At 48.0% G+C, this 13,736-nt stretch carries 10 protein-coding genes and 4 tRNA genes; 1 reads left to right on the top strand and 13 read right to left on the bottom strand.

Features of this window, described 5'->3' with window-relative positions; all coding sequences use genetic code 11:
* Positions 1 to 390 precede the first annotated feature (390 nt).
* The 13 genes from AF331_RS20765 to AF331_RS20820 form a co-directional block, all read right to left on the bottom strand.
* Complete coding sequence (locus AF331_RS20765) at positions 391 to 1,185, bottom strand: MBL fold metallo-hydrolase (RefSeq protein WP_053429882.1); 795 nt, start codon at positions 1,183 to 1,185, stop codon at positions 391 to 393.
* A gap of 7 nt (positions 1,186 to 1,192) precedes the next feature.
* Positions 1,193 to 2,005, bottom strand: coding sequence for a two-component system regulatory protein YycI (locus tag AF331_RS20770; RefSeq protein WP_053429883.1), 813 nt, complete (start codon positions 2,003 to 2,005; stop codon positions 1,193 to 1,195).
* Complete coding sequence (locus AF331_RS20775) at positions 1,992 to 3,353, bottom strand: YycH family regulatory protein (protein WP_053429884.1); 1,362 nt, start codon at positions 3,351 to 3,353, stop codon at positions 1,992 to 1,994. The genes AF331_RS20770 and AF331_RS20775 overlap by 14 nt, the downstream gene beginning before the upstream one ends.
* Positions 3,350 to 5,173 (bottom strand): cell wall metabolism sensor histidine kinase WalK, encoded by a 1,824-nt coding sequence (gene walK / locus AF331_RS20780; RefSeq protein ID WP_053429885.1) that lies wholly within the window; start codon positions 5,171 to 5,173, stop codon positions 3,350 to 3,352. The genes AF331_RS20775 and walK overlap by 4 nt, the downstream gene beginning before the upstream one ends.
* Positions 5,174 to 5,177: 4 nt before the next feature.
* Positions 5,178 to 5,885, bottom strand: coding sequence for a response regulator YycF (yycF, locus tag AF331_RS20785; RefSeq protein ID WP_053429886.1), 708 nt, complete (start codon positions 5,883 to 5,885; stop codon positions 5,178 to 5,180).
* Between the two features lie 163 nt (positions 5,886 to 6,048).
* Entirely contained in the window at positions 6,049 to 7,479 is a 1,431-nt protein-coding gene (locus tag AF331_RS20790; protein WP_053429887.1) for a peptidoglycan DD-metalloendopeptidase family protein, read from the bottom strand.
* Between the two features lie 316 nt (positions 7,480 to 7,795).
* Positions 7,796 to 7,868 (bottom strand) — tRNA-Phe (locus AF331_RS20795).
* A gap of 12 nt (positions 7,869 to 7,880) precedes the next feature.
* Positions 7,881 to 7,957: transfer RNA gene (locus AF331_RS20800), tRNA-Asp, on the bottom strand.
* Between the two features lie 274 nt (positions 7,958 to 8,231).
* Positions 8,232 to 8,303 (bottom strand) — tRNA-Glu (locus AF331_RS20805).
* Between the two features lie 10 nt (positions 8,304 to 8,313).
* A tRNA-Lys gene (locus tag AF331_RS20810) sits at positions 8,314 to 8,389 on the bottom strand.
* Positions 8,390 to 8,543: 154 nt separating this feature from the next.
* Positions 8,544 to 9,515 (bottom strand): nuclease-related domain-containing protein, encoded by a 972-nt coding sequence (locus AF331_RS20815; RefSeq protein ID WP_053429888.1) that lies wholly within the window; start codon positions 9,513 to 9,515, stop codon positions 8,544 to 8,546.
* Positions 9,516 to 9,584: 69 nt separating this feature from the next.
* Positions 9,585 to 9,707, bottom strand: coding sequence for a hypothetical protein (locus tag AF331_RS23070; RefSeq protein ID WP_268787387.1), 123 nt, complete (start codon positions 9,705 to 9,707; stop codon positions 9,585 to 9,587).
* Between the two features lie 177 nt (positions 9,708 to 9,884).
* Positions 9,885 to 11,177, bottom strand: a complete 1,293-nt coding sequence (locus tag AF331_RS20820) for an adenylosuccinate synthase (protein WP_053429889.1) — start codon at positions 11,175 to 11,177, stop codon at positions 9,885 to 9,887.
* A 212-nt stretch (positions 11,178 to 11,389) separates the two neighbouring features.
* On the opposite strand from AF331_RS20820, the gene AF331_RS20825 reads away from it, so the two are divergent.
* Positions 11,390 to 13,117: an ABC transporter ATP-binding protein gene (locus AF331_RS20825; protein WP_053429890.1), complete on the top strand. Its 1,728-nt coding sequence runs from the start codon at positions 11,390 to 11,392 to the stop codon at positions 13,115 to 13,117.
* Positions 13,118 to 13,736: the final 619 nt, after the last annotated feature.

Genomic DNA, 13,736 nt, shown 5'->3' on the forward strand with positions numbered 1-13,736 from the left:
GACCCCGCAGGCACGAGGAGGCTCGACTTCCTCTCCGCAGGAAAGCGGTCGGCCGAAGCGGAACGAAACGCCCCATCTCTCTTCCCCACCAACAAAACAAAAGGAAGGGGGTATTGAGATGTACCCATCTATAAACTAACACCTCATATCAACCACTAGTGCAGTGCAGCGTAGGCCGACCGACTCCCGCGGAAACCAGAGGAAAGGTCGAGACCCCGCAGGCACGAGGAAGCTCGACTTCCTCTCCGCAGGAAAGCGGTCGGCCGAAGCGGAACGAAACGTCCCATCTTATCACTAAAAGCTAGCCAAGCTCAAAATACAAAAAAGGATGAAGACCCGAAAGCCTCCACCCTTACTCTACCCCTTGCCAAACAAAGGATAAACCTTCCATCACACAGCCACAAGCGGCGTAGGAACCTTCGGATCCGTATCCAGCAAATCAAACTGCTCCCCAACAAGAATGCCCTTCGTCTCCAACGTCTGCGAAACGCTCATCCTTGCCAGATCCTTCATATTATTATCCAAGCTCAAATGCGCCAAATAAAAATTCTTCGTCCGATCGCCAGCCACCTCGGCCATGGCAACCGCCGCATCTTCATTCGACACATGCCCCACATCGCTCAAGATGCGGCGCTTGATGTTCCACGGGTAACGCCCCATACGGAGCATCCCCACATCATGATTGCTCTCGAACACATACGTATCGGCATTCGAAATGATGCCCTTCATACGGTCGCTCACGTAGCCTGTATCCGTCATGAGGACGAGTTTCTTCTCTCCTTGATGGAACACATAGAACATCGGCTCCGCTGCATCATGGGACACACCGAATGACTCAATGCTTATGCCGCCGAAATGCTTGGCCGTTTCCATGTCAAAAGTGAATTTCTGCTCGGTGTCGATATTCCCCACGAGACCGTCCATGGCGTTCCACGTCTTCTGATTCGCATAGATGGGAAGCTTGTACTTCCGTGCAAGGACGCCGAGGCCCTTGATGTGATCGCTATGCTCATGGGTGACGAGGATGCCGGACAGGTCTTCGATCTTTCGTCCGATCTGGCTGAACAATCCTTCCATCTGCTTGCCGCTGAAACCGGCATCGACGAGGAAGGAGTGCTCTTCATTCTCAACGAATATGGCATTTCCTGTACTGCCGGAAGCAAGTACACTAAAATGCATGCTCATGTTTCTCTCACTCCAATGGTTTGTCTTTATCTGTCGTGCTCGTCTCCAAGAATTGACCTTCGAAGGCGTTCTGATAGTAATCCTCTTCCTCATCCCCGTTCTTCACGACAAAATGCCATGTAGGGGCCAGCACCTGGGATTCTTCCCAAGGGACAAAGGTGGAGTAACCAAGGACCGGCCGTTCCACTGTGCTGCCAGCAGGAATGCGCTGGGTGTTATAGAGGTTGCTGAAAGCCGAAAACGGGGTAATGATCGGTTTTTGCTCATCGCTCAGTTCCTTAATGCTGTCGAACATCGTCTGGGTGTACGAGACGATTTCATTGCTCTGATTGAGCTGGAACACAATCATCCCGTTCGTATTATTGTAGATCTTCCTATCCTTATAGGTCTGGAAATAGGTGATCGTTCCTTTTTCTTTATCGAAATCCCAGTAGCTGTACTTGTCCCCATCGATCATATTCACCTTCATGAACTCATTGAGTTCCTCAGGCTTGAATTTCTCACTGATCGGTAAAGGATCCTTCAATACTGAGTTTATCGTATTCTCGTTCATAATTCGAGCATCCTGATTTTTCAAGTCCTTCAGATCCTCTGATTTGAACTTCTTCGCCACCGCTTCGATATACGGTTCCCTCACGACTTCATTGGAGAGGTCCTTCGGATACTTGATATTCTCAGACTTCAGCTGTTCATCAATCGTCCACTGACCGAGGGTATCGAGATTGCTTTCAGAGACCTTTCTGATGAAAGAGGAGACCAGGAAGACGTTCAAGATGAGAAATACGACGATGAAGATCGTTTTCGTCTTACTCCAATCCATTCAAGACATCCTCCTTTTGCTCCGTATCCAACCTGATCCAATTCCCATCGTACTTATAATACCAAGAAGGCTCAAAGTTCAGCTTCCGGCTATCCTCCGGGTTTCGGGTCATCTTATAGCCGACCACGATATCCTGCACGGAATCTAGATCGATATTCTTCGTGTCCTGGAGCATCGCAATGACAGAAGATCCGCTCGGAAGCTTCTCCTTGGATACCGCACTCGAAGAGAAGTCACTGGATGAGAAGTCCAAGGTGAAATAAGGACGGCTGTACTTACTGACTGAGGAGTTCCCCACCGTTTCGGAAATCTCCGCCATCCCTTGGTCATTGAATACCGGGAGATTCTGGACGAAGAGTCGATAAGTGACTTTATTCTGATCCGGATTGATGGAGAAATATTGGAAGTTCTTGTCCGTCCAGCCGCCGTGATCATTGACGAAGCCCATGGTTTCCGTAAGGAGATAGGAAGACGGCCACGGATCGACTTTTTCCTCCGTCGGATACACGAAGGAGAGCGTGTTGTAATTTTTATTCACCGTCATGAGATTGTACACCGAGATATAGGTGTCAACGTTCCCATTTGACGACAGATTAATGCTCTTCCCATCGATAAATAGCGCGTTCTTATAGTCCTCTATGGAATCAAGATCGGTGAAATATTGATAGCTGATGTACTCATCCTTGGCAAGCGGCAGATAGATCGTCCGGTCGTCCGTCAGCGCATATTCCATATACTCAGTATATTGAAGGGATAGCTTTTTCAAATATCGACTCGCGAATGCATTGACGCTGTTTTGATCGACACGTGCTGTATAGACGCTTGCCCCCCCTTTATCCGCTTCCTTCGGGAGGAAGAAAACGGCACTGGAATCAAGGCCTTTATCATTTAAATCGATGATGAGGCGATCAAAATCGGCTTTCGGAACAGACGAGCTGTCCAGATTCAGGATCTGGCTGTAGACCGATAGAGGAACATTGTCAGGGAAGATGATCTCGATACGATTCTCTCCCTTGGATACCTCTTTCAAGTCCTGTTCATTCAATTGCACCTGGGAGAAATCGTAGACGTTCCATGTCCCTATATCCTCCATCACCTTATCGATTTCTTTTTGATTCGACGTACCGAGGGTCTTATCGGCCTGATGGTAAAGAAGCTTGAACGGTTTAATCAAAGAAGACGCAAGTTCATCTTCCGGGCGCTTCTCCCCGACGGTCACTTTCACGGGGCTATCCTGATCTTCGATCGTTTCGTAACGCGGTTGATACGTCCATAGACTATAGGTCAGGAAGATACTGATCGCCACCAGGACAGTCAGCAGTATGGATTTAAATTTTTCGTAGTTCATGACCAATCATCCTCTTGAAGAGCGTCATACGGCAGGGTAAAGGTGATGGTCGTCCCTTTTCCTTCTACACTGTCCGCCCAGATATCGCCACCATGGGCAGTGATCATTTCCTTCGCGATGGCAAGACCAAGGCCGGTTCCACCCATTTGGCGGGTCCGCGCTTTATCGACGCGGTAGAACCGCTCGAAGATTTTACCGAGATTATCTTTCGGAATCCCAAGCCCCTGGTCGGAAATGCTGATTTCAATGAACCCGTTCTTCTCCTCGACGATGAACGTGATTGTCCCGCCTTCAGGTGAGTACTTGAGGGCATTGGAAATAATATTATCCAGAACCTGCGTGATCTTATCCTGATCGATCTCGACAAACAACGCCTGATCAGGAAGGATCCGCACAAATCGGACATCCTGATTCTTCGACATTTCGAAACGATCGATGATCTTATGGAAGAATCCGATGAAGTCCATCCAGTCCCTGTTGAACCGGTAGTCCTTGCTGTCCATCTTCGACAGTTGCAGCAGGTCATTGACGAGACGGATCATCCGCTCGGTTTCATTCTGGGTCACATCCAGGAATCGCGGCGCGATATTCTCATCCTGCCACGCTCCTTCTGCAAGGGCCTCCAGGTAGCTTCGCATCGTCGTGAGCGGCGTCCGGAGCTCATGGGACACGTTCGCCACGAATTCCCGGCGTTCAAGGTCGATTTTCTCCTGCTCCGTAATATCATGAAGCACGGTGATCAGGCCGTTCACAAAGCCCGTCTCCTTCTGGATGATGGAGAAATTCGCGCGCAGGATATACGGCTTTTCATTCGTACTGTAGTCCAGGATGATGGAGTCCTGGGTATTGGAAAGGTCCTCGAAGCTAAACTCTTCTTCGATCCCAAGAAGGGAAACGATCGGCTGCGACACCACCGTTTCACGTGAAACATTTAGCATGTTTGCTGCGGGATCGTTGATGAGGATGACCCGGCCTTTCCGATCGGTGGCAATGACCCCATCCGTCATATAGGAAAGGACGGAGGACAGCTTCCTTCGCTCCCCTTCCGTTGACGCCTGGGAATCCTGGAGCCGTTTCGTCAGATTGTTGAAGGTGATGGCGAGCTGACCGATCTCATCATACCCGTAAACCTTGACCTTCCGGGAGAAGTTCCCCTTCGACATGGCCAGAGCCTGCTTCCGCATATCGGAAATCGGTCGCGTGATCGTCTGGGCGAGAAGCACCCCGAGGATTGCCGTGATGACAAGGGCGATGATCGTCCCTCTCGTGAAGATGGCATTGATCTCATTCATCTGATCATAGACCGTCTCGATCTGACCGACGACGAACATCGCTCCGATCACTTCATTATTGCTCTCGATCGGTTCCGTGAACACCCAGATCCGATCGCCTGATTTTTTATCAAAATAGATATCGTTATGGTTGATACCGAGGGCAAGGGCCCGCTTGACTTCCTTCTCCCCAGCTGCCTGGCCGATGAGGTTCTGTTCATTCTGTCCCGAGGTCCCGATGACCCGGCTCTTCGAGTTGATCACCCGGATCTCAGAGATATCGTTCGTCCTGCTGTCCCGGAGGATCCGGTTCAGATCGTCTTCAAGCTTCGGATCGGTATCGGTCCGGGTTTTGAGCATTTCTTCTTTCACCGTATACTGAAGGATCTCCACCCTATTCTGGATGGAGGTCTTGAAGTTATTCACAAACCGTTCCTCAAGGGAGCGGACAAAGTACACCCCGATGATCTGCATGGCGAGCAGGATCAGGAGTACATAGATCATCACGAACTTAAGATGGATGGAACGGGTCAATCCGACTTTCTTCATCCGATCAATCCTGTTCTGGGTTTCTCAAGTAGTACCCGACACCCCGTCGCGTCACGATCCAAGTCGGATGGCTCGGATTATCCTCGATCTTCTCACGGAGCCTGCGCACCGTTACGTCGACCGTACGGACATCTCCGTAGTAGTCATAGCCCCATACCGTCTGCAAGAGATGCTCACGAGTCATGACTTGTCCGATATGCTTCGCTAGATAGTGAAGCAGCTCGAACTCACGGTGAGTCAGCTCAATGGTGTCTCCACGCTTCGACACGACATACGCATCAGGGTGGATCGTGAGTGAACCGATCGTGATTTCATTATTCTCATCCTCTTCCACCTGGGCCGCACCCTGCTGGTGACGGCGAAGATTCGCCTTCACACGGGCGATCAACTCGCGTGTACTGAACGGTTTGGTTACATAATCATCCGCACCAAGCTCAAGGCCGAGGACTTTGTCGATCTCTGAGTCCTTCGCCGTCAGCATGATGATTGGCATCTCATATTTTTTCCGTATTTCACGGCACACTTCCATGCCGTCACGGTTTGGAAGCATAATATCAAGAAGCACAAGGTCCGGCTTGATTTCCTCTGCCATACGCACGGCTTCATCCCCGTCATACGCACAGTGAACCTCATATCCTTCTTTTTTCAAATTGAACTGCAGTATATCAGCAATGGGTTTTTCATCGTCAACGACTAGAATTTTCTTATCCATATGAATTGATCTCCTTATTTAAACGAATTTGATTCAGGATTCTCTCTTTAAATTTATCACTTTCTTCATATTAAATCATCTTTTACTCAGAAAACCCCTTTTTCCCAATATAACAAAGGGGACTGACATTGCAAAATGGATGTCAGTCCCCTCGTGATTAAATCTATTGATGAAGTACGTCCAATGGATTCAGCATCTTTCCGTCCTTATACACTTCGATGTGCAGGTGGACACCGGTTGATTGCCCCGTATCCCCCATCACGCCGATCTTCTGGCCCTGCTCGACCTTCTGACCCGCCTTCACAGAGATGGAAGCCAAATGTCCGTAAATCGTCTTATAGCCATTCTGGTGATCAATGACGATCTTGTTGCCGTAGCCGCCGTCATTCCAGCCCGCCGACTCGACAACGCCGTTATCCACGGTTTTGATTGTGCGATCGGTCGGACGCGCGATGTCGATTCCCTTATGGAATTTACCCCAGCGCTCACCCTGCTTGGAAGAAATATATCCCCCGTTCGTCGGCCACATGAAGTTTCCGTTCCCACGACCCGGGATCTCCTTCGTTCCTTTAAGGACGATGTAGTCCTCCGGCTTCTTCAGCGTTTCCTCATCCTTCACGTCCTTCGATTCGACCGCACCGTTCTCTTCGGTCACCTCATAGGTAACGGATTTCTCGCCTTCTTTACCGGCCTGCTCGACCTTCGTATCGCCCTTCGTCATGGACGCATCGTCTTTCACTTTCTTCTCATAGTCGATTGCTTCAAGCTTGTTGACTTCCTTCTTCACCACCATATGAAGGAATGGTTCAGAATCCTTGATCACAAGCTTCTCGCCGACTTTCAGCGCTTCGTCTGCCTTCACGTCCTTGTTCAAGTCGAGGATGTCATCCATGGAAAGGTCATGCTCCTTGGCAATTTCCCCAAGGCTATCTCCTCGCTCCACTTTGTAATCCTTCTCTTCGACTTTACCAAACTCAAGATCCTTCGCAGCCTCTTTCACCGAAACCACTTCATCCGGATCGACCTTCGCTTCCTTCGTCTCTACCTGCTCCTTGAACGAAAGATCCAGGATCCTGGACTCGTTCTCCCCGAGCTCAGGCAGGGACTCGTCGTCCTTACGATTCTCGTAATCTTCCAGTTCTTTTTTCGACACGTGATTGAGCTTGAACGCCTTGAGTACGTCCTCAGCGTCCTTCTCATCCTTCACATACGTCACCGGCTCACCGTCCACCTCTACGGCATAGGCATTCGCCTCGACAGAAATCGACTTCTGAATCGTATTCAACACGTCCTGATCCTGTGATTCAATCGTAAATACATCTTCAGGTATGTATGTTACTTCTTTATTAAAATCAAGATCGATATCCTTATGTTCATCCATGGCTTTGGAAAGCTTCTTCTCAAGTACAGCATCCACTTCCGCTTTATCCGTCACGGCCCCGACATACTCAGAACCCATATATACATGATACACCGTCTTAAAATCCTCAGCGGCAGAAGCACCCGAGGCCGTCGTAAAAGCTCCCAGCACAAGGGCAATCGCACCTGCTCTTTTCAGCGAGGGAAACGGTGATGATGGTAACCCCAATTTCATTGATTTTCCTCCTATTACAAGACATGCATGTCTATCGTAGTAGTCTTTCAATCACTCATACCAACCCAATTTACCATATTCCAACGAATTCCGGGCTGATGTATCATGATTGTAAAAAAACTGTAGCAACGACTAGGACAATCGATTGATAGGAAGGCTATGAAGCTTGTCATAGAGCGAATTGGGAGTGTAAGGACATTGCAATAAACATGGGGAAACATGGGTAAAACGATCGGGGAATATTACAGAGGGATGACAAAAAAGCATAATAAAAAAGTACTACGAGAGGCAACGTCGTCGCAGTACTTTTTATAAATGGCTCAGGACAGAATCGAACTGCCGACACATGGATTTTCAGTCCATTGCTCTACCAACTGAGCTACTGAGCCACAATATGAAAATGGCGGTCCGGACGGGACTCGAACCCGCGACCTCCTGCGTGACAGGCAGGCATTCTAACCAACTGAACTACCGGACCAGAGCTTTTTGCGATAGCAAAATAGCTATCATTATTATTCGCGATAGCGAAAATAAAGAACTTTGCTTCAGCAAAAGAGCTGTCATTGCCCTTTCGCGTTAGCGAGAATAAATCTACAACATATTCGTGAACCATACTCGACATAGATGACAAAGATCCCACATCAAACGCCGAAACCTTTTAATTCCGGAAAATTTCGACAAATCACGAATAAAAATTTGCGACCCACATGGTGGATCGTCTATTTTTAAATCCCTATGAAGGAATGAAAAAATGACCCGTACGGGATTCGAACCCGTGTTACCGCCGTGAAAGGGCGGTGTCTTAACCGCTTGACCAACGGGCCACAAAAATAATGGTGAGCCATGAAGGATTCGAACCTTCGACCCTCTGATTAAAAGTCAGATGCTCTACCAACTGAGCTAATGGCTCTAAAAAAGGATATATATAAACACGATTCGGCCGTTTATATCTTACATCTATCAGGCCTCTTTCGTGACAACGAAATTAATATTATCACAGAGCAAAACACTACTGCAATAGTTTTTTGTCTTTTTTCGTCGAAAATTATTTCTCGGGGAATAATTTAGAGGTTTATTTGCTCGGAAATGGTGTATACCGTGCTTTTGTAGTGGCCGGATTTGGTTAGGTGGGGGGTGGATTGGAGGAGGCGGTTTGCCAATGCAAGACAATCGATAAGAAGGAACTCTCTACACTGTTGATTGGTTATTGTATCACTGAGTAGCAGGAAATAATCTCGTACAGCTGTGAAGTGGGCATCCTTAGATTTAAAATCACAATTAATACATCTCCAGAACTTATATATACGATCCATCGGTAAGAATGAACATTGGGGACATTTGACTCCAGGATGAATATCACTTCTCTTCAAACCATACCGAAGTAAAATAGAGGTGTGATCCGATATATGGTTCTTAAGTGTTTGCTTAGAGATTTTCTTGATGATTCGATGAGGGAGTGGATGGGTTTCGTAATAATTCATTAGTGTCTGAAGGTTTGATACGAGGGTCTGTGGACGGATGATGAGGTTATCGTCTTCGTAGTTTTCAGAGGTTAATATTGTATATGGATTACTCATAACAATGAAGCCGTGGATGGGTATCTCAGGGTATCCATTCTTTTTTAGCCAGCTCCTATATTGTGAAATTTGCTTCTGAAGTTGCAACATAGGGTCTGGAAAAGCCTTTTGTTCACCATTTTTGGTTTGGACTACTTGATTGAATTTCCCGTCAAACGTTAGGTGACCGGACATATTCTTCACTTCTACTATTGCGACAAAACAAGGCGAAATGATAAGAAGATCGAGTTGAAAAAAATGCGTACCATTAAAAAGTCGAACGTCATGTAAAACATAGTATTGGTCATTCGGTAAGAATGAAAGGTAGTATTCTAAAGATTTTTCCCCATTGTAACCCGACATGAACTTCCTAAGATCAGATTGAATGAGGGGGAGCTTTCCACTAGACTCTTTCACTCTTTCTGAAAGGGCTTGTAACTTTTGGATGGTTAAAGAGGGTTTTAGTTCTTTGACCTTCATTGCATCACTCCTTTTTAATTATTCCTTGGACTATTTTCGACTTATTACAGCAAAATCCTTCCTTTTTAATTATTCTTTTTTTGAGTGAAGAAATTTACTTTCAACTCTGGCAAATTCACTTTCAACAATGGAAGATTTACTTTCAACTTTCAAACAAATACTTTCAACTCTAAAATTCAACAGTTTTTTCAAATCAACTTTCCCGACTTACTTTCAACTTCCATTCCTTTCTTTCAACATGGTTCTCATATTAGCTACTCCACCCACATCGACCACCCCTGCCCAACCGCAACCACCGCTCCACACCAACACCAATCCACCAAAAAAAGACCCAACCCCAAAGGGCCAGGTCCATAAATCATACCAATCTTATCGTACACTCCACACGCTGCGAACCACGTTCGTCTGTGAACGATCCGGTCCGACAGAGAAGATGGATAGCGGGATACCTGTGAGCTGTGATACGCGCTCGAGGTAGTGACGTGCGTTGTCTGGAAGCTCTGTGAGCGTTTTGCAGCCAGTGATGTCTTCGGTCCAGCCTGGAAGCTCTTCGTAGACAGGCTCGCACTCGGCAAGGATGTTGAGGTTTGCCGGGAATTCTTCCATGATTTCGCCTTTGTATTTGTACGCGACACAAATTTTCAATGTTTCGATGCCGGTTAGGACGTCGATGGAGTTCAATGAAAGATCAGTCAATCCGCTGACACGGCGTGCGTGACGGACGACGACGCTGTCGAACCAGCCTACGCGGCGGGCGCGGCCAGTGGTTGTGCCGTATTCGCGGCCGACTTCACGGATTTGGTTACCGATTTCGTCTGTCAGTTCAGTCGGGAACGGGCCATCTCCTACGCGGGTCGTGTATGCTTTTGATACACCGACAACGTGGTTGATCTTCGTCGGGCCGACACCTGAACCGATGGTCACGCCACCAGCTACCGGGTTGGATGATGTAACGAACGGGTATGTACCCTGATCGATATCGAGCATGACACCTTGTGCTCCTTCGAATAGAACGCGGCGTCCGTTGTCGATGGCGTCGTTCAGAACGACAGATGTATCAACGACGTAATGCTTGATTTGTTGACCGTACTCATAGTACTCATCAAGAATATCTTCGATCTTGAATCCTTCTGTTTCGTAGAAGCGCTCAAGGAGACGGTTCTTTTCTTCAAGATTGCGTTCAAGTTTTTCTTCAAATGATTTGCGGTCAAGAAGGTCGGCGATACGGATTCCGATACGTGCTGCTTTATCCATGTATGCAGGGCCGATTCCTTTTTTCGTTGTACCGATCTTATTGGCACCTTTACGCTCTTCTTCCACTTCGTCAAGCTTCAAGTGATATGGAAGGATGACGTGGGCGCGGTTGCTGATGCGCAGGCTGTCTGTTTTTACGTCACGGTCGTGAAGGTATTTCAATTCTTGTACGAGTGCCTTCGGATCCACGACCATACCGTTTCCGATGACAGAGATTTTTTCATTATAGAAGATTCCAGATGGGATCAAGTGTAATTTGTAAGTTTCGCCATCGAATTTGATGGTGTGTCCGGCATTGTTTCCGCCTTGATATCGTGCGATTACTTCTGCATGTTCAGAAAGGAAATCAGTGATCTTTCCTTTTCCTTCGTCTCCCCATTGTGTTCCAACAACTACTACTGAAGACATGTGAGCACCTCCGACGGGAATCGTGATTCCCCTTTTTTCAAACAAGCTTATTTTATCAATTCACTGGAAGAAAGTCAACGAAAACACGAACATTTATTATTGTACGCATCAAATACGTTCGTGAAAATTGGTGAATCTTTTCTCCTCACCACACCGGAGCTATGGTAAAATTATCTTATGTTTTGTCTATTACATAAAGGTGGAGTGGTCCTATGATCAAACGATTTTTCTCGTATTACCGTCCCCATCGACGGCTTTTTTATATTGATTTCTTTTGTGCCGTACTCGTCGGAGTCCTGGAACTTGGATTCCCCATGGCCGTATCATGGTTTATTGATTCCCTCCTTCCTGAAGGGAATTGGAGCACAATCGTATCGGTTAGCATCGGCCTCTTGCTTCTTTATCTGATCAGCTCGTCCATGCAGTTCGTCGTGAACTACTGGGGGCATAAGCTCGGCATCAACATTGAGACGGATATGAGGCGGGAGTTGTTCCATCACGTGCAGCGCCAGTCGTTCCGCTTCTTTGATAATACAAAGACCGGGCATATCATGAGCCGGGTGACCAATGACCTCATGGATATCGGGGAACTTGCCCATCACGGACCCGAGGACTTGTTCATTGCCGTCATGACCTTCTTTGGCGCATTCTGGATCATGATGACGATCAATGTGAAGCTTGCACTCGTGGCAATCATCATCGTACCGTTCCTCATCTGGCTGATTTCGTACTCCAACATCAAGATGAACAAGGCGTGGACGAAGATGTACGGAAACATCGCAGACGTCAACAGTCGCGTGGAAGACAGCGTGTCGGGCTCCCGCGTCGTTCAATCATTCACGAACGAGTCTTATGAAATGGAGCGCTTCAACAAGAACAACCTGTTCTTCCGCAAGTCGAAATTGAAGGCATACAAAGTGATGAGCGTGAATCTGTCCGGGATCTACATCACCACAAGGCTCATGACGCTGGTCATCCTCGTGTACGGGGCATGGCTCACGTTCAGCGGCGCCCTTTCTTACGGGGAGCTAGTCGCCTTTATTCTATACATCAACGTACTGTTCAAACCGATCGACAAGATATCTGCCCTTCTGGAGCTCTATCCGAAGGGGATGGCAGGCTTCAAGCGCTTCACGGAGCTCATGGATCAGGAGCCGGATATCGAAGACCGTCCGAATGCGGTGGAAGTGGAAAGTCTCGAGGGACGCATCACCTTCCGCGATGTGACGTTCGGATATGAAGCGGAACGGCCGATTCTGAACGACCTCTCCTTCACGATCCAGCCGGGGCAGACTGTCGCATTCGTCGGACCATCCGGTGCAGGAAAAACGACGATCTGCTCCCTCATCCCGCGCTTCTATGATGTGCAGGACGGGGCGATCACCATCGACAGCATCGATGTCCGCAACATGACGAAATCATCACTCCGGTCCCAGATCGGGATTGTGCAGCAGGATGTGTTCCTGTTCGCCGGTACGCTGCGTGAAAACATCGCCTACGGACGTCTGGGAGCGACACAGGAGGAGATCGAGGAGGCGGCAAGACGCGCTCATCTGACGGATCTCATCGCTTCCCTGCCTGACGGGTATGACACTGAGATCGGGGAGCGTGGACTCAAGCTCTCTGGCGGTCAGAAACAGCGCCTGTCCATCGCAAGGATGTTCCTCAAGAATCCTCGCATCCTCATCCTTGATGAAGCGACGTCGGCCCTTGATACGGAGACAGAAGCAATCATCCAGGATGCCTTGAACGACCTGGCGAAGGACCGCACGACCCTGGTCATCGCCCACAGGCTCGCCACGATCCGGAAAGCCGACCGTATCCTCGTCGTCACAGAAGACGGCATTGCAGAAGACGGGACCCATGAAGAGCTCCTCTCGGACGCAGGAGGAATCTTTACGAGGCTGCATTCCCATCAGAATGCGACGATCGGTTCATAAATGAAAGTAGAAAGGAGGAAGCCGTGTGTGGCTTCCTCCTTTTTGTCGTTTGATAGTTGGTTGGTAGCGATTTAGTCGGGGCGGATATGGATGGATGGTTGGTTGGTGTCTATTTGCGACTTTTTCCTGTTACGAGTGAAAGGTATGGGATACTTGGAAAACAGGGTGATTTATCAGCGAGATACTGGATGTGATTTTCCAGTTGTACCTCCACCGACAAATTCCGACTTATTTCGCAGGCTATTTTAGAGAATTTTGACCCTATTGAGGACGCCCAGGGCCGAGAATAGTGGATTTACTTGCGACTTTCAAAAAAGTATTTGCGACTTTTTGAATTTTATTTGTGAAACCAAACATTTAATTTGCGAACGGCAATTCTGCTCGAATGTTCATTTGCGAGTGAGGCACGGTACATACGAATGGCCTTCCTTATTTGCGAATCCCTCCGCCATGCTCCCATTCAAACCAACTGCTCCAATCTCTACCTGAACCTTCTCTAAACACTCAAATCCCATATCAAAAGCGAACCTCTTGCCATGCCACAAACGCACACTCTGACCCTCTGCTTAGCATCTACTCTTACGATATCCACTTTCCCTCCGTAAACAGCACGCCCTAC

The sequence above is a fragment of the Rossellomorea marisflavi genome (genome assembly GCF_001274775.1).
Lineage (GTDB): Bacteria > Bacillota > Bacilli > Bacillales > Bacillaceae_B > Rossellomorea > Rossellomorea marisflavi.

Excerpts from the sequence above, each read along its gene's own strand:
- walK (WP_053429885.1), bottom strand. The coding sequence starts at position 5,173 with ATGAAGAAAGTCGGATTGACCCGTTCCATCCATCTTAAGTTCGTGATG.
- AF331_RS20815 (WP_053429888.1), bottom strand. The coding sequence starts at position 9,515 with ATGAAGGTCAAAGAACTAAAACCCTCTTTAACCATCCAAAAGTTACAA.
- yycF (WP_053429886.1), bottom strand. The coding sequence starts at position 5,885 with ATGGATAAGAAAATTCTAGTCGTTGACGATGAAAAACCCATTGCTGAT.
- AF331_RS20820 (WP_053429889.1), bottom strand. The coding sequence starts at position 11,177 with ATGTCTTCAGTAGTAGTTGTTGGAACACAATGGGGAGACGAAGGAAAA.
- AF331_RS20765 (WP_053429882.1), bottom strand. The coding sequence starts at position 1,185 with ATGAGCATGCATTTTAGTGTACTTGCTTCCGGCAGTACAGGAAATGCC.
- AF331_RS20770 (WP_053429883.1), bottom strand. The coding sequence starts at position 2,005 with ATGGATTGGAGTAAGACGAAAACGATCTTCATCGTCGTATTTCTCATC.
- AF331_RS20775 (WP_053429884.1), bottom strand. The coding sequence starts at position 3,353 with ATGAACTACGAAAAATTTAAATCCATACTGCTGACTGTCCTGGTGGCG.
- AF331_RS20790 (WP_053429887.1), bottom strand. The coding sequence starts at position 7,479 with ATGAAATTGGGGTTACCATCATCACCGTTTCCCTCGCTGAAAAGAGCA.
- AF331_RS20825 (WP_053429890.1), top strand. The coding sequence starts at position 11,390 with ATGATCAAACGATTTTTCTCGTATTACCGTCCCCATCGACGGCTTTTT.